Annotated in this window: 19 protein-coding genes; 7 read left to right on the forward strand and 12 right to left on the reverse strand. The window is 74.3% G+C overall.

Annotated elements, in window-relative coordinates; all coding sequences use genetic code 11:
• Positions 1-34 precede the first annotated feature (34 nt).
• Positions 35-1,492: a sensor histidine kinase gene (locus HTZ77_RS40540; protein WP_175595098.1), complete on the forward strand. Its 1,458-nt coding sequence runs from the start codon at positions 35-37 to the stop codon at positions 1,490-1,492.
• A 69-nt stretch (positions 1,493-1,561) separates the two neighbouring features.
• Complete coding sequence (locus tag HTZ77_RS40545) at positions 1,562-2,575, forward strand: zinc-binding alcohol dehydrogenase family protein (RefSeq protein ID WP_235995899.1); 1,014 nt, start codon at positions 1,562-1,564, stop codon at positions 2,573-2,575.
• A 9-nt stretch (positions 2,576-2,584) separates the two neighbouring features.
• Here the strand turns inward: HTZ77_RS40545 and HTZ77_RS40550 are convergent, their stop codons facing one another.
• From HTZ77_RS40550 to HTZ77_RS40565, 4 genes are all read right to left on the reverse strand, one after another.
• The gene (locus HTZ77_RS40550) at positions 2,585-2,794 is read right to left on the reverse strand and encodes a DUF1918 domain-containing protein (protein WP_175595099.1); all 210 of its coding nucleotides are present in this window, start codon (positions 2,792-2,794) and stop codon (positions 2,585-2,587) included.
• Entirely contained in the window at positions 2,791-3,666 is an 876-nt protein-coding gene (locus HTZ77_RS40555; protein WP_235995900.1) for a universal stress protein, read from the reverse strand. The genes HTZ77_RS40550 and HTZ77_RS40555 overlap by 4 nt, the downstream gene beginning before the upstream one ends.
• A gap of 93 nt (positions 3,667-3,759) precedes the next feature.
• On the reverse strand, positions 3,760-4,854 hold the full coding sequence (locus tag HTZ77_RS40560) for a carboxylate-amine ligase (protein ID WP_175595100.1): 1,095 nt from the start codon (positions 4,852-4,854) through the stop codon (positions 3,760-3,762).
• Positions 4,855-4,966: 112 nt separating this feature from the next.
• Positions 4,967-6,427 (reverse strand): aminotransferase class I/II-fold pyridoxal phosphate-dependent enzyme, encoded by a 1,461-nt coding sequence (locus HTZ77_RS40565; protein ID WP_175595101.1) that lies wholly within the window; start codon positions 6,425-6,427, stop codon positions 4,967-4,969.
• 211 nt (positions 6,428-6,638) lie between these two features.
• Here HTZ77_RS40565 and HTZ77_RS40570 point away from each other — a divergent pair, with 211 nt between their 5' ends.
• The gene (locus tag HTZ77_RS40570; RefSeq protein WP_175595102.1) at positions 6,639-8,309 is read left to right on the forward strand and encodes a protein kinase domain-containing protein; all 1,671 of its coding nucleotides are present in this window, start codon (positions 6,639-6,641) and stop codon (positions 8,307-8,309) included.
• Between the two features lie 79 nt (positions 8,310-8,388).
• Here the strand turns inward: HTZ77_RS40570 and HTZ77_RS40575 are convergent, their stop codons facing one another.
• On the reverse strand, positions 8,389-9,000 hold the full coding sequence (locus tag HTZ77_RS40575) for a DUF305 domain-containing protein (RefSeq protein ID WP_175595103.1): 612 nt from the start codon (positions 8,998-9,000) through the stop codon (positions 8,389-8,391).
• A 183-nt stretch (positions 9,001-9,183) separates the two neighbouring features.
• Here HTZ77_RS40575 and HTZ77_RS40580 point away from each other — a divergent pair, with 183 nt between their 5' ends.
• The gene (locus HTZ77_RS40580; protein WP_175595104.1) at positions 9,184-10,854 is read left to right on the forward strand and encodes a VanW family protein; all 1,671 of its coding nucleotides are present in this window, start codon (positions 9,184-9,186) and stop codon (positions 10,852-10,854) included.
• Positions 10,855-10,934: 80 nt separating this feature from the next.
• Here HTZ77_RS40580 and HTZ77_RS40585 read toward each other — a convergent pair whose 3' ends face one another.
• Genes HTZ77_RS40585 through HTZ77_RS40600 form a run of 4 tightly spaced genes read right to left on the reverse strand, consistent with a single transcriptional unit; the run spans position 10,935 to position 14,805 of the window.
• Entirely contained in the window at positions 10,935-13,208 is a 2,274-nt protein-coding gene (locus HTZ77_RS40585; protein WP_175595105.1) for a heavy metal translocating P-type ATPase, read from the reverse strand.
• Positions 13,209-13,235: 27 nt separating this feature from the next.
• Positions 13,236-14,261, reverse strand: a complete 1,026-nt coding sequence (locus HTZ77_RS40590) for a hypothetical protein (RefSeq protein ID WP_175595106.1) — start codon at positions 14,259-14,261, stop codon at positions 13,236-13,238.
• Complete coding sequence (locus tag HTZ77_RS40595; protein ID WP_175595107.1) at positions 14,258-14,473, reverse strand: heavy-metal-associated domain-containing protein; 216 nt, start codon at positions 14,471-14,473, stop codon at positions 14,258-14,260. The genes HTZ77_RS40590 and HTZ77_RS40595 overlap by 4 nt, the downstream gene beginning before the upstream one ends.
• Positions 14,474-14,523: 50 nt before the next feature.
• Complete coding sequence (locus tag HTZ77_RS40600) at positions 14,524-14,805, reverse strand: metal-sensitive transcriptional regulator (protein WP_175595108.1); 282 nt, start codon at positions 14,803-14,805, stop codon at positions 14,524-14,526.
• 175 nt (positions 14,806-14,980) lie between these two features.
• On the opposite strand from HTZ77_RS40600, the gene HTZ77_RS40605 reads away from it, so the two are divergent.
• Genes HTZ77_RS40605 through crcB form a run of 3 tightly spaced genes read left to right on the forward strand, consistent with a single transcriptional unit; the run spans position 14,981 to position 16,307 of the window.
• Positions 14,981-15,487: a fluoride efflux transporter FluC gene (locus HTZ77_RS40605; protein WP_175595109.1), complete on the forward strand. Its 507-nt coding sequence runs from the start codon at positions 14,981-14,983 to the stop codon at positions 15,485-15,487.
• The gene (locus HTZ77_RS47880) at positions 15,484-15,948 is read left to right on the forward strand and encodes a DUF190 domain-containing protein (protein ID WP_175595110.1); all 465 of its coding nucleotides are present in this window, start codon (positions 15,484-15,486) and stop codon (positions 15,946-15,948) included. The genes HTZ77_RS40605 and HTZ77_RS47880 overlap by 4 nt, the downstream gene beginning before the upstream one ends.
• The gene (crcB, locus tag HTZ77_RS40615) at positions 15,945-16,307 is read left to right on the forward strand and encodes a fluoride efflux transporter CrcB (RefSeq protein ID WP_175595111.1); all 363 of its coding nucleotides are present in this window, start codon (positions 15,945-15,947) and stop codon (positions 16,305-16,307) included. Before HTZ77_RS47880 ends, crcB begins: the two co-directional genes overlap by 4 nt.
• Before the next feature lie 21 nt (positions 16,308-16,328).
• Here the strand turns inward: crcB and HTZ77_RS40620 are convergent, their stop codons facing one another.
• The 3 genes from HTZ77_RS40620 to HTZ77_RS40630 form a co-directional block, all read right to left on the reverse strand.
• Complete coding sequence (locus HTZ77_RS40620) at positions 16,329-16,754, reverse strand: hypothetical protein (protein ID WP_235995902.1); 426 nt, start codon at positions 16,752-16,754, stop codon at positions 16,329-16,331.
• A gap of 135 nt (positions 16,755-16,889) precedes the next feature.
• Entirely contained in the window at positions 16,890-17,486 is a 597-nt protein-coding gene (locus HTZ77_RS48565; protein WP_175595112.1) for a TetR/AcrR family transcriptional regulator, read from the reverse strand.
• A gap of 1 nt (position 17,487) precedes the next feature.
• A complete protein-coding gene (locus HTZ77_RS40630) occupies positions 17,488-18,303 on the reverse strand; it encodes an oxidoreductase (protein ID WP_175595113.1) in 816 nt (271 codons plus the stop codon).
• Between the last annotated feature and the right edge of the window lie 56 nt (positions 18,304-18,359).

The raw sequence follows: 18,359 nt of genomic DNA on the forward strand, positions 1-18,359 counted from the left end.
GCGTGACCCCGTCCGGGAAGGCGGAGCGGCGGCCGTGAGGAGGCTGACGCCGCGGACGCTGCGGGCACGGCTGATCGCGGGGCTGCTGGTGCTCCTGGCGCTCGCCTGCGCGGCCGTCGGCGTCGCCACCTCCCTGGCGATGGAGCACTTCCTGCTCGAACGCGTGGACCAGCAGCTCGTCAGCGCGGGCGGCCGGTTCCCCGCGAGCCTGGAGCACCAGGAGGAGTCCAGGGGCCGGGGTGACACCCGGGGACAGGCGCGCGGCACGCTGGGCGTCCGGCTGCTGAACGGCACGGTCACGGACGCGGCCGTGGTCTCCTCCAGGTACGGGGCCGAGCCGCGCCTCACGGCGGAGGACCAGGCGGTGCTGCGGGACGTACCGGCCGACGGGGTGCCCCGCACGGTCGACCTCGGGGTGCTGGACGACTACCGGGTCCTCGCGCTGCCGGGCGCGGACGGAGACGTGCTGATCACCGGGCTGCCGCTGCACGAGGCGGAGGAGACGCTGCACCGGCTGCAACTGTTCGAGGCCATGCTGTTCGCCGCCGCGCTGGCCGTCACCGGCGTGGCCGGGGCGGTGTGGGTACGGCTCGCGCTGCGCCCGCTCGACCGGGTGACGGCGACCGCGCGCCGGGTGGCCGAGCTGCCGCTGGCCAGCGGGGAGGTGACGCTCGCCGAACGGGTGCCCGACACCGACCCGCGCACCGAGACGGGCCAGGTGGGCGCGGCCCTGAACCGCATGCTGGGGCACGTGGCCGACGCCCTGGGCCGCCGCCACGCGGTGGAGCAGCGGCTGCGTGCCTTCGCCGCCGACGCCAGCCACGAGCTGCGCACCCCGCTGGCCGCCATCCGGGGGCACGCCGAGCTGGCGCTGCGCGTCACCGAGCCCATGCCCGGCCCCGTACGGCATGCCCTGGACCGGATCGACGCCGAGTCGGTGCGGATGGGCGAGCTGGTGGAGGACCTGCTGCTGCTCGCCCGCCTGGACGCGGGCCGGCCGCTGGCACGCGGCGAGGTGGACCTGACCCGCCTGGCCATCGAGGCGACGGGCGACGCCCGAGCCGCCGGACCTGACCACCGGTGGCGGCTGGAGCTGCCCCAGGAGCCTGTCACGGTCACCGGCGACGCGCCCCGCCTCCACCAGGTCGTGGCGAACCTGCTGGCCAACGCCCGCCTCCACACGCCCGCGGGCACCACCGTGACGGTCGCCGTGCGTCCGCTGCCGGACGGCGCCGAGCTCACCGTCGCCGACGACGGGCCGGGCATCCCGGCGGAGCTGCGGGAGGAGATCTTCGAGAGGTTCTCCCGGGCGGACAAGGACCGCTCGCGCGCCTCCGGCGGCACGGGGCTCGGGCTGGCGATCGTGCGCGCGGTGGTGTCCGCGCACGGGGGGACGGCCGGGGTGGACGGCGAGCCGGGCCGCACGGCCTTCTGGATCCGCCTCCCCGCCGAGCCGCCCGCGGTGGAGGCGGAGACGGCCCCGCCGTCGTGACCGGCCCCGCCCTCGTGAGCGGGACCCGCGTGCGGTGGGTCGCGGGGCCGGTCGTGTGACCATGGAGGTATGGCGGAGACGATGACGGCATGGGTGGTGGCCCGGCCGGGACCCATGGCCGGCGGCCCTCTGGAGCGCGTGCGTCTCCCCGTTCCCGAGCCCGGCCCCGGCGAGGTGCTGGTCAAGGTCGAGGTGTGCGCCGTCTGCCGCACCGATCTCCACCTGGCGGAGGGCGACCTGACCCCGCGCCGCCCCCGCACCGTCCCCGGGCACGAGGTCGTGGGCCGGGTCGCGGGCCGCGGCCCCGGCGCGGACCTGCCCGACGGCGCCCGCGTGGGCGTGGCGTGGCTCCGCTCGACCTGCGGCGTCTGCCGGTACTGCCGCCGCGGCGCCGAGAACCTGTGCCCGTACTCCCGCTACACCGGCTGGGACGCCGACGGCGGCTACGCCGAGTACCTGACCGCCCCCCAGGACTTCGTCCACCCCCTCCCCGCCGAGCCGCCGGCCGAGAAGCTGGCGCCGCTGCTCTGCGCGGGCATCATCGGCTACCGGGCGCTGCTCCGCGCCGAGCTGCCGCCGGGCGGGCGCCTCGGCGTGTACGGGTTCGGCGCGTCGGCGCACCTGACCGCCCAGGTGGCCATCGCCCAGGGAGCGACCGTGCACGTGCTGACCCGCGCCCCGGAGGCCCGGCGGCTGGCGCTCGACCTGGGCGCCGCCTCGGCGGGCGACGCCTACGACGCCCCGCCGGAGCCGCTGGACGCCGCCATCCTGTTCGCGCCCGTGGGCGACCTGGTGCCGGTGGCGCTGGCCGCCCTGGACCGGGGCGGCACGCTGGCCGTGGCCGGCATCCACCTGAGCGACATCCCGTCCCTGAACTACCAGGAGCACCTGTTCCAGGAGCGCACGCTGCGCAGCGTCACCGCCAACACGCGCGCCGACGGCCGCGCCCTGCTGGAGCACGCCGCCCGCAGCCCGCTGCACGTCACGACCATGCCGTACGGGCTGGACGAGGCCGGTCAGGCCCTCGCCGACCTGGCCGCCGACCGGATCACCGGCGCGGCCGTCCTCCACATGGACGCCTGACGCCCCGGCTCACCTGAACGAGCGGTCACGCTCGCCCTTGGGCACCACGTGGGCGTCCGGGCCGGGGAAGACGAGCGTCTCGTGCTCGGCGTCCATCCAGCGCACCACGTACGGCGGTGTGCCGTCGAGGTTGCGCAGCTCGACGATGACGCCGATCTTGCGCGGCTCTCCGCCGTAGGTGTTCTCGACGACCAGCCGGTCGCCCACCGCTGCCTTCATGGTGTCCTCCTTGGAGCCGGGACGACCGCCACCGGACAGGACGCGTGCTCGGCCATCGCCGGCACGACCGCGCCCAGGTGCGCCGGGTGCCGGCTGCGCGCGCTGCCCAGGACGAGCAGCGTCGCGCCGTCCGACGCGGCGTGCAGCGCCTCCCTCGGCGCGGCGACGACGGTCCGGCGCTCGACGGTGACCTCGGGATGGCGGGCGGTCCACGGCTCCAGCCGCTCGTCCATGCCCTTGCGCGCGGCGGCGGCCAGTCCCTCGACGTCGGGCTCGGGCGCCATGCTGACGCCCCAGGCCATCGGCAGCGGGTGCACGGCGTGCACCACCACCAGGCGGAGCTGCCGCAGCGCCGCCTCGGCCAGGGCGAACTCCAACGCCTCGTCCGGCGTGCCCTCGCTCAGCCCGAGCACCACGGGCCCGGGATCGGCCGGGGCCGGGATCGGGCCGGGCCCGCGCACGACGATCACCGGGGCGTGCGCGTGCGCGGCGACGTAGGCGGTGACGGAGCCCACGACCGATCTGGCCAGCGCGCCGAGCCCGCGGCAGCCGAGCACCACCATGTCCGCCTCGGCCGACAGCTCGACCAGCCGCTCGGCGGGCGACCCCTCGTACAGGTCGGTGGCGACGTCGCCGATCGTGCTGGAGGAGCGGGCGCACTCCGCGCCGTGGTACAGGACGTGCTCCGCGGCCTTGCGCAGGTGTTCCTTGGCCTCCTCGGGGGCCTCGCCGTACGGCCAGCGCCACGCGTGGGCGACCGTCAGCGGCAGCTTGCGCAGCTCGCATTCGTCCATGGCCCAGTCGAGGGCCTGCATCGAGAAGTCCGAGCCGTCGTACCCGACGACGATCCCGTACGCTCCGGTCATGGTCATGGCTCTCACCCCGCTCCATCGTCAGGGCGGCGCCCCGGGCGCCGTCAGAGCGGAACGACCCGCGTCGGCGGGACCAAAGACCTGGGACGGGACTCACGAGACCGTGGCCTCGGCCAGCAGGCGGGCGAACTCCTGAGGCGTCTCGGCCGCCGCCCACAGCACCCGCTGGCGCGCGGCGCCCGTGCCCCGTTCGCGGGCGCGCCGGAGCAGGCCCTCGATCAGGTCGGCGTCCGGGATGCGGTCCAGCAGCGTCTCCAGCATCCGCTCGTGGTTCACCACCCGGCCCGTGTACGGGTGGCGGGTGGGGGCCGCCAGGCCGTGGTGGGCGGCCGCGTTCAGCGCGGCGGCGATCCGCACGTCGCCGATGCGCCTGATCGGCACATCGGCCCGCAGCTCGGCGACGGCCAGCCCCACGATGGCCCGCGCCAGGCTGGTGACCAGGACGGTGTCGTCCACGGACAGGCAGGCGTCCATGATGCGCAGTTCGATCGTCGGGTAGCGGCACGACAGCCGGGCGTGGAAGTACACGCCGCGCTCGTCGATCGCGTGCCCCCGGCGGATCAGCCTGCTCACGGCGGCGTCGTAGTCGCCGGCCGTCCGCCAGGCCCGGGGGGCCATGGCCGAGGGCCAGCGGGCCCAGCGCCGGTACCGCTTGCTCTGCCACCCGGTGTCGCGGCCGTTGGCGATCGGCGAGTTGGCGCTGACGGCGAGCAGCGTGGCCAGCCACGGCCGCACCCGGGTGAGCACCTGGACGCCCAGCTCGCGTGAGGGCATGCCGACGTGGACATGGCAGCCGCAGGTGCCGGTGCAGGCCAGCAGCGCGCCGAAGCGCCTGGCCAGCTCCCGGTAGCGGGGGTCGGGGGTCACGGCGTACGCGCCGGGCATGCGGCCCGGGGCGGCGCCGGAGGCGACGAGGTGGCAGCCGTTCTCGGCCGCGGCCCGGGCGGCGCGGCGGCGGAGCGTCCGGAGCTGGCCGCCCGCCTCCTCCGGGCATCCGCACACGCAGGTGACGGTCTCCAGTTGGTAGCGCATGGCCTCGGGTTTGACGTGGTCGTCGTCCAGGAGGTCGATGAGCCGGGGCGCGAGCAGCGCCAGTTCGCCGTCGGCGCGGTTCATGAGGAGGAACTCCTCCTCCACGCCCACGGTGAGCGTCCGGTCCGCGGCCCGGACCGCCGCGGTGGTGACCATGGCGTCACCTCCTCGCCCGTCACGCCGGTTGCGCCGGAGGGGGAGTCCGTGTGGGGTAACTACCCTCTCCGGCGGCTTCTCACGCGGCGTCCTCCCAGGTCGACATCGGGTTTCACAACGCGACGACCCGTACGGACCTGACGGTGGTGTCCACGGCGTCCGGGACGACCATGCCCGCGTCCACCCCCGAACGCAGGTACTTCAGCACCTCGTACGTCAGCCGCTCCCCCGGCACCACGGCCGGGACGCCCGGCGGGTACGGCGTGAGCATCTCCGCCGAGATCCGCCCGGCCGCCTGCTCCACCGGCACCTGCTCGGTCCTGGCGAAGAACGCGTCGCGCGGCGACATGACCTGCTCCATCCGCATCCGGGACGGCGAGGGCAGCCGCACCGCGGCCCTCGGCAGCTCGTCCACGTGCTTGACCAGGTCGCGCAGCCCATTGAGCAGCTTCCCGGTCGACTCCTCGTCGTCGGCGTGGGTGAGCTGGGCGCTGATCCGCAACTGGTCCGACAGGTGCAGGTTGACCTGGTGGTGCTCGCGCATCCAGTCGTGCATGGCGTACCCCGGCGGCAGGTACCCGCTCACGTCGATGATCACCTGGAGGGGGTCCATGTCGGCCGCCAGGCCGGAGCCGACGAACTCGTCGCGCCCGTACACGTGCAGGCCGTCGATCTCCTCGACGGCGGCGCGCACCCGCTCGGCCAGCGCCAGCGTGCGGCCGTACAGGGCGCGGCCGTGCTGCACCATCTGCCGGCGCCAGCCGTCCAGCGCCGCGTACACCAGCACCGAGGCGCTCGTCGTGGCCAGCAGGTCGGCCCGCGCCTTCAGCACCGCGGGATCGACCAGGTCGCCCTGGAGGTGGAAGACCGAGCTCTGCTCCAGGCCGGAGCCCATCTTGTGGACCGAGGTGACGCACAGGTCGGCGCCCGCGTCCATGGCCCAGGTCGGCAGGTCGGGGTGGAAGGGGAAGTGGGCGCCCCACGCCTCGTCCACCACCAGGGGCTTGCCGTGCTCGTGGCACAGCCTGGCCAGGCCCTCCAGGTCGCCGCAGGTGCCGTACGGGGTGGGCGTGGTCACCAGCACGCCCTTGGCGTCGGGGGCGACGGCCAGGGCCTCGGCGAACGCCTCCACGGACGGCGGGTGGGCCAGGTGCAGGCCGGCGTCCCATTGCGGATCCACCCAGATCGGCTCGACCCCGGACAGGATCAGGCCGGCCACCATGGACTTGTGCGCGTCACGGCCGAGGATCAGCTTCTCGTGCGGGCCCGCGACGGCCAGCATGGCCGCCTTGACCGACAGGGAGCTGCCGCAGGTCGAGAAGAACGTGTGCTCGGCGCCCACGGCGTCGGCCATCAGCTCCTGCGCCTTCTCCAGGACACCGCCGGAGGAGGAGCGGTCGTCCAGGCCGGCGCTCGCGAGCACGTCCGAGCGGAAGACCCCCTCGCCCAGCACCTCGACCACCCGCGGGTCGGCGCCGCGCCCCTGCTTGTGGCCGGGCGGGCTGAACGGCGTCTGGCCGGTGCGGTGGTAGGCCTCCAGCGCCTCCAGCACGGGCGCGCGCGAATGATCCATGGTCGACGGCTCCTCCAAGTCTTCCTCGATGCCGGCGCGACGCCCGGTGTCCCCCTCGGCGCCGGGCGTCGCGCCGGCGTTCATGGCCGGACCGCGGAAGCCCTCTTTCCAGCCCGCCAACGGTCAAACCACACGAGACCCGGACGAACCTCGCGAACCACCGTGTATGGCATTGAGGAGATCATGTCGGCAAACGCTAGGGTGAGATCTTGTGCAGCCGCTCACGCCGGACGATTTACGTCAGATCGGCCCATATCGGCTTGCTGGTGTCCTGGGGCGGGGCGGCCAGGGAACGGTTTACCTGGGCCAGGGGTCGTCCGGCGAGCAGGTCGCGGTCAAGGTGTTACACGCTGGAGCCGCGGCGGACGAGGACGCACGCCGCCGGTTCCTGCGCGAGGCTGAGGCGGCTCGCCAGGTTGCCCCGTTCTGTACTGCCCGAGTGCTGGACACGGGCTTGGCGGGCGGCCGGCCGTACATCGTCAGTGAGCACATCCCGGGACCATCGCTCGACCTGCTGGTCAGGACCGAGGGCCCGCGTTCGGGCAGCGGGCTGGAGCGGCTCGCGGTGGCCACGCTCACCGCGCTGGCGGCCATCCACCGGGCCGGGATAGTCCACCGTGACTTCAAGCCGCACAATGTGATCATGGGTCCGGAAGGGCCTGTGGTGATCGATTTCGGGATCGCCAGGGTGACCGCCCAGACGGCCACGCACAGTGTGGTGGGCACCCCCGCCTACATGGCGCCGGAGCAGTTCGGCGAAGCGCCGATCACCCCGGCGGCCGACCTGTTCAGCTGGGCGACCTCCATGGTCTACGCGGCCACCGGGCAGCAGGCCTTCCGCGGAGACGCCCTTCCCGTGATCATGCACGCCATTCTGACCCGCGAACCCGACCTGTCGTCCGTGCCGCGGGAACTGCGCCCGGCGCTGACCGCCTGCCTGGCCAAGGACCCCACGGCCCGGCCGAGCGCCGCCGACCTCCTGCGCCGCCTGACCGGCGACGAGCCTCCCGGCTCGGCGGAGCCGCATGGATCACCTGGACGGGGCGCCCCTCCCCCGCCTCCGCCCGGTGGGGGCGGACGGTCGAAGAAGATCGGTCTGGCTGTCGGCGCCGGAGTGGTTGCTCTGGTGCTGGCCACGGTGGGCGTACGGGCCATGGTCAAGAACGCGGTCCGGGGAGCGCTGTCGGGCGGCCAGACCTCCGCCTCTCAGCCCGCCTCCGCCTCTCAGCCCGCCTCCGCCCACTCCCCCCAGCCGATCGCTTCCTCCACACCCCCGCCGGCGCCTTCGCGGACAGCGTCCGAAGAGCCGACCGCGGATCCGTTCAACCCCGCGGACCTCGACAAGGAGAGCACGGACCCGACCCCGATCACGGCCGACGCCCTGCTGCCATTGTCCTTCACGAGTGCCGAGGGGGTGCGTTTCAGCCGTAAGGCGGCCGGGGTGGAGGACTGCCCGAGCCCGTGGCCCGACGCCAGGGTCAAGTCCGCCCTGCGCAAGGCACGCTGCGACAACATGGCCGTGGGCGCCTATGTCAGCTCGGGCGCTCCCAAGGGGCGCATCATGGTGACCGTCTGGGTCGTTCCGCTGAGGGACTCGGGCAGGGCCGGAACCGCGTACTCACGGCTCAAGGACGTCTACGTGCAGGACTGGGGGATCCGGTGTCCCCTGACGGGCCCAGGATCGACCGGCATCTGCTACACGTCGAACTGGTGGAACGTACAGCTGTACTCGTGGATCGGGCAGAGCGGCCGATATGTGATCCGCACCCTGGCCGTCTACACGAACCTCACCAGAGACGCCGGCGCGGCCAAGTGGCTCAGGGACGCCTCGCGCGCGGCGTACAAGGAGTCAGGCCCCATGGTCTACCAGGACGGGCAGTGAGGACCGCCGAGAGATGGCTCCCCTGAGCCCGCAGCCGGTGACTGCTCGGAAGCGGTGAAGGATCGGCGGCGGCAGCGGGTCAGAGGCGGTCGAGGATGCGCCTCAGCTGCTCGATCTCGTCCCGCTGCGACGTCTCGATGCTCTGGGCGAGCCCCTTGGCGTCGGCGCTCTCGCCCTCCAGCCGCTCCTTCTGGGCCATCGTGACCGCCCCTTCGTGGTGGGCGATCATCAGCCGGGCGAACTGCTTGTCGAAGATGTCACCGCTGACCGCTTCGAGATCCTCCAGGTCGTCGGCGGACAGCATGCCGGGCATGCCGTGCCGCAGGTGCCCGCGGGTGGACTCGGGCATCCCCCACGCCCGGAGCCAGGCCCGCAGGGCGGCGATCTCCGGCTCCTGAGCGGCCCTGATGCGCTCGGCCAGCTTCTTCACCTCGGGGTCCTCGGCGCGCGCGGCGGCCAGGCCGGCCATCCGGACGGCCTGGAGGTGATGCGGGATCATCATCCGCGCGAACATGACGTCGGCGTCGTTGTGCTCCTTCGAGGGCTGGGCGTCGGTCTGCCGCGCGGCGGGGGCCTCGGCGGTCGAGCCGCCGGCCGGGGCCTGGCCGCCGCTCCCCCCGCAGGCCGTGAGCAGGCCGAGGGCTCCGATGGCGGCGATCACGATGCGGGCGGTCGTGCGGTGCGCGAGCATGACTGATGTGACTCCTGGTGACGGTACGTGCGTTGACCGTAATCGTGGATTCGGCGGACCCGCGCGTGCGGCACCGACACGCGGGCCGCTGCGGCCGGCTCCCGACCCGGCCGCCGGCGGGCCCGCCCGCGTATCTCCCATCGGCGCCGGCACCGTGGCGGCGCCCGGGCAGGAGGCACGCGCATGACCGCACGGCGCAGGATCGTTCGCCCCCGGGCAGGACGGATCGCGGCTGTCGCCGCCGTCCTCGTCGTGTCCGCGTACGGGGTGCCGGCGGTGGTGCTGGCCGGCGAGGTGCCGCCGCGCACGACGGCCGCGGGCGTGGACATCGGCGGGCTCTCGCCGGCCGGGGCGCGGGCCCGCCTGGCGGAGGCGTTCGCCCGGCCCGGCCGGATGGCACTGGCCGCGCCGGGCAGGACCGTCACCGTGGCGCCCGCCGACCTGGGCCTCGCGCTCGACGCCACGGCCACGGTCGCGGCCGCCATGGACGGCGTGAGCACGCCCGCCGGAGTCGCCCGCGGCCTGTTCGGCGGCCGCGCGCTGCCCCCGCGGGTCCGGGTGGACGAGCGGCTGCTGGCGCGGAAGGTCGCCGCGCTGGCCCGGGCCGTGGACCGCGCGCCCCGGGAGGGCGGCGTCCGCTACGTGGGGCTGGAGCCGCGGCCGGTGCTGCCCGAGGCGGGACGCGCCCTCGACCGGGCCGCCGCGGCGCGGGCCATCCGCGACGCCTTCCTCGCCCGCCGGTCGAGGGTCACGCTGCCGGTCCGCGCGCTCGCCCCGTCGGTGACGGCGGAGAGGGCGCGCGCCGCCGCCGGCTCCGCCGCCCGCGCGGCGGTGGCGGCGCCGCTGACGCTGACGGCGGGCGGGCGGCGGGCCACCCTGTCGCGGTCGCGGCTGGCGGCCCACCTGCGGTTCGTGGCGGACGGGCGGGGCGGGCTGCGGCCGTCGTTCGACGCGCGGGAGGTCGCCGCCGAGCTGCGGGAGACGCTGGTCCCGGCCGCCGAGCGCCCCGAGGACGCCGCGTTCAGGATCGCCAAGGGTCGCCCGGCGGTCGTGCCGGGCCGGGCGGGCAGCGGCCTCGCCCCCACGGCGGTGAGCGCCGCGGTGTCGGCCGCCCTCGCGTCGGGGACCCGCACGGCCGCAGTCGCCCTCACCCGGGTCGAGCCCGCCCTGACCACCGAGCGGGCGCGCGCGCTGGGCGTCAGGGAGAAGGTCGGCTCCTTCACCACGCGGCACCCGTGCTGCGCGCCCCGCGTCACGAACATCCACCGCATCGCCGACCTGGTGGACGGCCATGTGGTCCGGCCGGGCGCGACGTTCTCGCTGAACGGGCTCGTGGGCAGGCGCGACCGCGAGCGCGGCTTCGTGGCGGCGCCCATGATCCTGGACGGCCGGTTCGTCGACGACGTGGGCGGGGGCGTGTCGCAGTTCGCGACCACGATGTTCAACGCGGTGTTCTTCGGCGGGTTCGAGGACGTGCGGCACACGCCGCACCAGTTCTTCATCTCCCGGTATCCGGCGGGCCGCGAGTCCACGGTGTCGTTCCCGCAGCCGGACTTCCGCTGGCGCAACGACTCGCCGTACGGGGTGCTGATCAGGACCTCGTACACGAACACGTCCGTCACGGTCGAGCTCTGGAGCACCAAGCGGTACGACGTCGAGTCCCGCAGCTCCGCCCGCTACGCGGTCAAGGACTTCCCCGCCCTCACGGACTCCGGGCCGGACTGCCTGCCGATGGGCGGGGCGCCGGGCTTCGCGATCGACGTGTGGCGGATCTTCCGGAAGGACGGCCAGGTGGTGCGCAAGCAGAAGTTCCACACCGTGTACGCCCCCGAGCCGCGTCTCACCTGCACCTGAGCGGGAGACGAAAGAGCCGAGGCGGCCGGGACCCTCTCGTCACCGGCCGCCTCGGCCGCTCTCGGGCTGCCGCGCGCGGATCACTTGAACCCGCGCAGCCGCAGGCTGTTGCTGACCACGAAGACGCTGGAGAACGCCATCGCGGCGCCGGCGATCATGGGGTTGAGCAACCCCATGGCGGCCAGCGGCAGGGCGGCCACGTTGTAGGCGAACGCCCAGAACAGGTTCCCCTTGATCGTACGCAACGTCCGGCGCGACAGCCGGATCGCGTCGGCCGCCACGCGGAGGTCGCCCCGCACCAGCGTCAGGTCGGACGCCTCGATGGCCACGTCGGTGCCGGTGCCCATGGCCAGGCCCAGGTCGGCCTGGGCGAGCGCGGCGGCGTCGTTGACCCCGTCGCCGACCATGGCCACCGACCTGCCCTCGGACTGGAGCCGCTTGACCACGTCCACCTTGTCCTGGGGCAGCACCTCGGCGATCACCTCGTCGATGCCGACCTCGGCGGCCACGCTCCGCGCGACGGCCTCGTTGTCGCCGGTGAGCAGCACGGGGGTCAGGCCGAGCGCGCGCAGCCGCCGGATCGCCTCGGCCGAGGTGGGCTTGACCACGTCGGCCACGACCAGCACGGCGCGGGCCTTGCCGTCCCAGCCGACGGCGACGGCCGTGCGGCCCGCCTCCTGCGCCTTCTCCAGCGCCCGCTCCAGGTCGGCGGGCAGGTGCTGGGACCACTCGGCCAGCAGCCGGGGCCGGCCGACGAGCACCGCGTGCCCGTCCACGACGCCCTGCACGCCGAGCCCCTCGACGTTGGCGAAGTCCTCGGGCGTGGGCAGCTCACCGGCCCGCTCGACGGCGCCGCGGGCGACGGCCCGGGCGATGGGGTGCTCGGAGGCGTTCTCCAGCGCCCCGGCCAGGCGCAGCACCTCGACGGGGTCCTCGCCGTCGGCCACGTGCGTCTCGACCAGCGTCATGCGGCCCTCGGTGACGGTGCCGGTCTTGTCCAGCACGACGGTGTCCACCCGGCGGGTCGACTCCAGCACCTCCGGCCCCTTGATGAGGATGCCGAGCTGGGCGCCGCGGCCCGTGCCGACCAGCAGCGCGGTGGGCGTGGCCAGGCCGAGCGCGCAGGGGCAGGCGATGATGAGCACGGCCACCGCGGCGGTGAAGGCCGCCGCCGGGCCCGCGCCCGCGCCGAGCCAGAAGCCGAGCGTGCCCAGCGACAGCGCGATCACGATGGGCACGAACACGCCCGAGATCCGGTCGGCCAGCCGCTGCACCTGCGCCTTGCCGGTCTGCGCCTCCTCCACGAGCCTGGCCATCTGGGCGAGCTGCGTGTCGGAGCCGACGCGGGTGGCGCGCACGACCAGCCGGCCGCCCGCGTTGACGGTGGCGCCGGTGACCGCGTCGCCCGGCCGCACCTCGACGGGCACGGACTCGCCGGTCAGCATCGACGCGTCGACCGCGGACGTGCCCTCCTCGACCACGCCGTCCGTGGCGATCTTCTCGCCCGGCCGGACGACGAACCGGTCGCCGACGGCGAGGCGGGAGATCGGCACGCGGACCTCGGCGCCGTCACGCAGGACGGCGACGTCCTTGGCGCCCAGCTCCATCAGCGCCCGCAGGGCCGCGCCCGCCCGCCGCTTGGAGCGGGCCTCGAAGTAGCGTCCGGCCAGGATGAACGCGGTCACCCCGGCGGCGGCCTCCAGGTAGATGTTGCCCGAGCCGTCGGTGCGGGCGATCGTCAGCTCGAACGGGTGCGTCATGCCGGGCATGCCGGCCGTGCCGAGGAACAGCGCCCACAGCGACCACCCGAGCGCGGCGATCGTGCCGAGCGACACCAGCGTGTCCATGGTCGCCGCGCCGTGGCGCAGGTTGGTCCAGGCGGCCTTGTGGAAGGGCCATCCGGCGTAGACCACGACCGGCGCGGCCAGCGTGAGCGACAGCCACTGCCAGTACGTGAACTGCAGCGCCGGCACCATCGCCATCGCGATCACCGGGACGCTCAGCACCACGGCCGTGATCAGCCGGGAGCGCAGCGGCCCCAGCTCGTCCGGGCCCTCGCCGCGCTCGCCGCGCCCGGCGCCGGGCTCCTCCTCGGGGGCGGGCGGCTCGGGCAGGGCGGCGCTGTAGCCGGCCTTCTCGACCTCGGTGACCAGCACCTTCGGGTCGAGCCCCTCGGGGAAGATGACCTTGGCCTTCTCCGTGGCGTAGTTGACGGTCGCCGTGACGCCGTCCAGCTTGTTCAGCTTGCGCTCGATGCGGTTGGCGCAGGACGCGCAGGTCATGCCGCCGATCGCCAGCTCGACCGCGCCGTGCGGCCTCTCCCCGGTGACGGGGGTCTCCGTGATGGGGGACATCACCTCTCCTTTCGTCGCGTCCCGCGATCAGTGGGCGTGCGCGCCCTGATCGTCGTGGTCGGCCGGGCCGGCGCTCGGCGTGCCGGCGGGCGTGCCGCTCGGCTCGGGCGTCGCGCCGGTCGAGCCGGCGTGGACGGTGAAGGCGGCGGTGCGGACCTTCCCCTCGTGCTGGAAGTCCAGGAAGAGGCGGTAGTCGCCGCCGCTCGGCGCCTGCGCGTAGAAGACGATCTCGGGACCGGCCTTCGTGACGCCGTCGCCGGGCGTGCCGTCGGGGTGGACGTGCAGGTATGCCAGGTCGCCGCCGCGCAGGGCGACGAGGTGCCCGTACGCTCCAAGATACGGCTGCAGGTCGGTGACCGGCTCACCGCCCTTGCTGACCTTGAGCGCCAGGCGGCTCGACCGGCCGGGGACGAGGTCGCCGGCCAGCTCGACCGTGTAGCCGTCCACACTGGCCGTGCGGGCGGCCGCGGGCAGCGGGCGGGGGGTGTAGCCGCCGGCGACGAACACGTCGGCCCCGAGCGTCAGCGCGGGCCCGCCGGTCGGCGCGAAGTCGGCGAAGGCGCGGTAGGGGCCGGCCTCGGGCAGGGTCAGCTTGACGGTCCAGACGCCGTCGGCGGACATCTCCGGGTGGACGTGCTGGAACGTCGTCAGGTCGCGCGAGGTGACGATGAGGTGGAGCCGCTTGTCGTGGCGGGTCTGGAAGTCCGTGACGTTGCCCCCGCCGGGGCCGGTCACGGCGAAGCGGAAGTCTGCGGGCTGACCGGGCTTGATCTCGCCGGTGAGCGGGACGAGGGTGTAACCGTTCTCTGACACTTGAAGCCCCCCGGGGGTATCTTCGGAGCCTGCCTGTGCCGCGTCGCCGTGGCCCTGGGCGTCCTGCTGACCATGGTCGGCCTGCTCGCCGTGCGCGCCGGCGGCCGCGTGGGCGGCGGGGGACTTCGCCCCCGCCGTCACCGCGCCGGCGTCGCCCAGCGCGTTGCCCGCGCCGAGCGCGCCGCCGAACACCACGGCCAGCCCCAGGGCGTAGAGCCCGAGCCTGCCTGCCGTGTTCACGACGCGCCCGCCACGCTGTAACCGGCCTCCTCGACGGCGGCCACGATCGCGGCCTGCTCGACCGGCTGCTCGCTGGCCACGGTCAGCAGGCCGCTCTGCAGGTCGACCTCGACGCCGGTGACGCCCGGCACCTCGCCGACCTCCTCCTTCACGGAGCTGACGCAGTGGCCGCAGGTCATGCCCTTGACGGTGTAGGTAGCGGTGGTGGCCATACCGATCACTCCTCGAAACAGCGGTAACGGAACGAAACTCAACGGTCGGGTCACGAGCGCACGAGCCGCGCGATCGCGTCGGAGGCCTCCTTGACCTTGGCCTGCGCCTCGGGCCCGCCTTCGCGGGCGGCCTCGGCGACGCAGTGGGCCAGGTGCTCCTCCAGCAGGGACAGGGCGAACGACTGCAGGGCGCTGGTGGCCGCCGACACCTGGGTCAGGACGTCGATGCAGTACTTGTCGTCCTCGACCATGCGCTGAAGCCCGCGGACCTGCCCCTCGATCCGGCGCAGCCGCCGGCTGTGGTCGTCCTTGCGTGCGGAGTATCCCGCCATCGCCGATCCTCCTCTCCCTTGCCGTACACCCACCCTAACACGGTACCCCCCTATGGTATTTCCGACCTGTCGGATTTTTTCGCCCGCCGCCCCCGGGAAGCGGCCCACCTCGCGCGATCCCCCGGACCGGGGAGGGGTAGCGTCGCTACCAGAGGCACAGTCCGGTAGGAGGGACATGTCCGACGCCCGCGCGTCCGGCGCGCGCCGCCCGGCCGGCTCCGGCGCGGGTCCGCGCCCGGCGCCGCGACCCGAGCCGTGGGTGCGGCGCGCCCCCTGGGCCACGCTGGGCGCGATCTCCGTCGGCGGCGCGCTGGGCGCGCTGGCCCGCTTCGGCATCACGCTCGCCCTCCCCCACCCGCCCGGCGGGTTCGCGTGGGCCACGTGGCTGATCAACGTGACGGGGTGCCTGCTGATCGGCCTGCTCATGGTCGCCATCACCGAGACGTGGCGGGTCCACCGGCTGGTGCGGCCCTTCCTGGGCATCGGCGTGCTCGGCGGCTACACCACGTTCTCGACGTACGTGGTGGACACGCAGAAGGCGCTGGAGGCCGGCGCGGCCCGCACGGCGCTGGCCTACCTGGCCGGCACCCTGGTCGCCGCGCTGCTCGCGACCCACGCGGGGGAGCGTCTGGGCCGTCTGGTGTTCGTCACCTGGCGCTCGCGAGGGGAGGAACGGCGATGAGACTCAAGGGCCCGGCGTTGCGCCTGACCGTCTACGTCGAGGAGGACGCCTCCTGGCACCACAAGCCGCTCTACCACGAGATCGTGCACCGCGCCCGGCAGGCGGGGCTGGCGGGCGCCAGCGTGATCCGCGGCATCGAGGGGTACGGCGCCTCCAGCGAGCTCCACACCGCCCGCATCCTGTCGCTGTCGGAGGACCTGCCGCTGGCGATCGTGATCGTGGACACCCCGGACCGGATCCGCGCCTTCCTGCCGCAGCTCGACGAGTTGGTCAGCGAGGGGCTGGTGATGGTCGACGAGGTCGAGGTGATCCGCTACGCGGGCCGCGCGGCCGGGGACCCGGGCGAGACGGACTCCAGGGCCGGGGACCCGGGCTCCGGGGCCGGGGACCCGGGCTCCGGGGCCGGGGACTCCGGCGGCGCCAGGCCGGTGGACACGGGCGGGGGCGGACGCGACTCGTGACCGTGCTGCTCGTCGCACTCGGGGCCGCCGTCGGGGCTCCGCTGCGCTACCTGGTCGACCGGGCCGTGCAGTCGCGGCACGACACCGTGTTCCCGTGGGGCACCCTGACGGTCAACACGGTCGGCTCGATGATCCTGGGTTTCCTCGCCGCCGCGCCGGTGTCCGGGCCCGTCATGACCCTGCTGGGCACCGGCTTCTGCGGGGCGCTGACCACGTACTCGACGTTCGGGTACGAGACCGTGCGGCTGGTGCGCGACGGCGCCACGACGTACGCGGTGCTCAACGCGCTGGGCAGCGTGGCGGCCGGGCTGGGCGCCGCGTGGTGCGGCATGGCCGTGGCGCTGGCCCTGGCCCCGTGACCGCCCGCCGTACCGGCCTCCTCAGAGGAAGGCGTAGCACTCCACCTCCGAGCGCCGGTAGGAGATCCCTCTGGCGACGGAGTCCCGGACGCAGGCGCGTTCGGAGGGGCCCAGCATGATCTTCCCGCACACCGTCACCCCCGAGTAGGTGCGGCAGTCGAGCGACGGGTTCGCCGCGCCGACGTGGTAGGTCTGCCTGACGTCGTCGCGGCACCGCGTGCGCGCCGCCGCCGTGTTCGCGTACGAGCACTGGTGGAGCAGGATCTGGTACTGGCGCCTGCTGACGTCCTGGCCGTCGCCGTTGGCGCCCGCCGAGGCCAGGCCGCGGTTGTCGCCGTCGGCGCTCGCCGACCCCAGATCGCGCAGGTCGCCGTCGGCCCGCGCCGAGGAGGCGCACAGGCCCAGCATGACCACCACCCCGAGACCAGCGGCAACGATCTTGTTCATGGCTCCCCCCACAAGCGGGATACCGCCCGCAATACCCCCCAAAACCCCACAATTCGCCTTCCCCGAGGGGACTCGGCGTGTCGCGCCGCGAGCCCCCGGCGGGGCCGGGGACCCCAGGGGGTCACGGTGCTGTCGTTACTCCTGGGGCCGGTAGCCCGTCTGGCGCAGGAGGGTGACCAGGTACGCCTTGACCTCCCCGGCGGTCACCGTGTCCGGACAGGCCCCCAGGTGATGCAGGACGGCTCCCCCGAGGATCTGCTGGAGGGCGTCGAGGTCGGCGTCCGGAGACAGCTCGCCGCGCTCGCGCGAGCGGGCCAGCGCGGCGTGCTCGGCCGCCGCCCGGCGCGCCCCGTGCGAGTCGCGGTAGGCCCGCAGCAGCTCCGGATGGTCGTCCACGGCGCCGTAGAGGCGGCGGAGCATGCGGCGGTTGCGCGGCACGCTGAGGTAGAGAGCCCAGTCGTCCAGCATGGGGTCGATGCCCGGCCAGTCGATGGCGCCCGGGGCGTGGTCCTGGTGGACCGACTCGATGGCCTGGATGAGCAGCGCGGTCTTGCCCGGGAACCTGCGGTAGACCGTGGCGCGGGTCACCCCGGCACGCTGGGCGACCTGCTCGATGCTCGTCTCGCTGGCGCCGCGCTCGATCAGCAGGTCGAGGGCGGCAGCGAGGACGGCCTCGTCCACCTGCTGGCTGCGAGGCCGCCCCGGCGGGCGCGGCACGCGGGTGGTGGACACGTCACCCGATCCTAGTCACCATGCGGTCGAACAGGCGGTCCGGTGTGAGCCCGGCGAAGGCGAGGATCGACCGGGCCAGGTGACCGGTCGGGTAGCGCAGCCTCGGCCGCCGCGTCTCCACGGCCTTGCGGATGGTCCGCGCCACCACCGCCGGATCGGACATCCCGGCCGCGGCCGCCCCCTCGCTCCTGCGGGCCATGGCCTCGGCCAGCCGGTGGTAGGCGCCGCTTCCGGAGAAGGCGCGCAGCTCGCGCGCCGCCTCCTGCTCGAACTCGGTCCTGACCAGGCCCGGCTCGACCACCACGACCTCGATGCCGAACGGCCGGACCTCCTGGCGCAGCCCGTCCGAGAACGCCTCCAGGGCGTGCTTCGAGGCGTGGTACCAGGCGACCATCGGCAGCGAGAACCGGCCGGCGATCGACGAGACGTTGACGATCCGGCCCGAGCGCCGCTCGCGCATGCCGGGCAGGACGAGCTGGGCGAGCCGGGCCGCACCGAAGAGGTTGACCTCGAACAGCCGCCGGGCCCGCTCGACCGGGACGTCCTCGATCGCGCCGTGCAGCCCGGCGCCGGCGTTGTTGACGAGGACGTCGACGCGGCCCTGCTCGTCGAGGATCGTGCGCACTGCGCGCTCGGTGTCGGCCTCGCTCGTGACGTCCGCCCGCAGGACGTGCCCGCCGGCGGCGCGGATGGCCTCCATCCGCTCCACGCGGCGCGCGGCGCCGTAGACGACGTGGCCGGCGCGCAGCAGCTCCAGCGCGGTCGCGTGGCCGATGCCCGACGACGCGCCCGTGACGAGGCAGATCCTGGTCGCCATGGAAACCTCCAGTCCGGATTCAAATACAGAGGTGTACTGTATTTTAATCAAGCAAG

The sequence above is a fragment of the Nonomuraea montanisoli genome, from assembly GCF_013363975.1.
Lineage (GTDB): Bacteria > Actinomycetota > Actinomycetes > Streptosporangiales > Streptosporangiaceae > Nonomuraea > Nonomuraea montanisoli.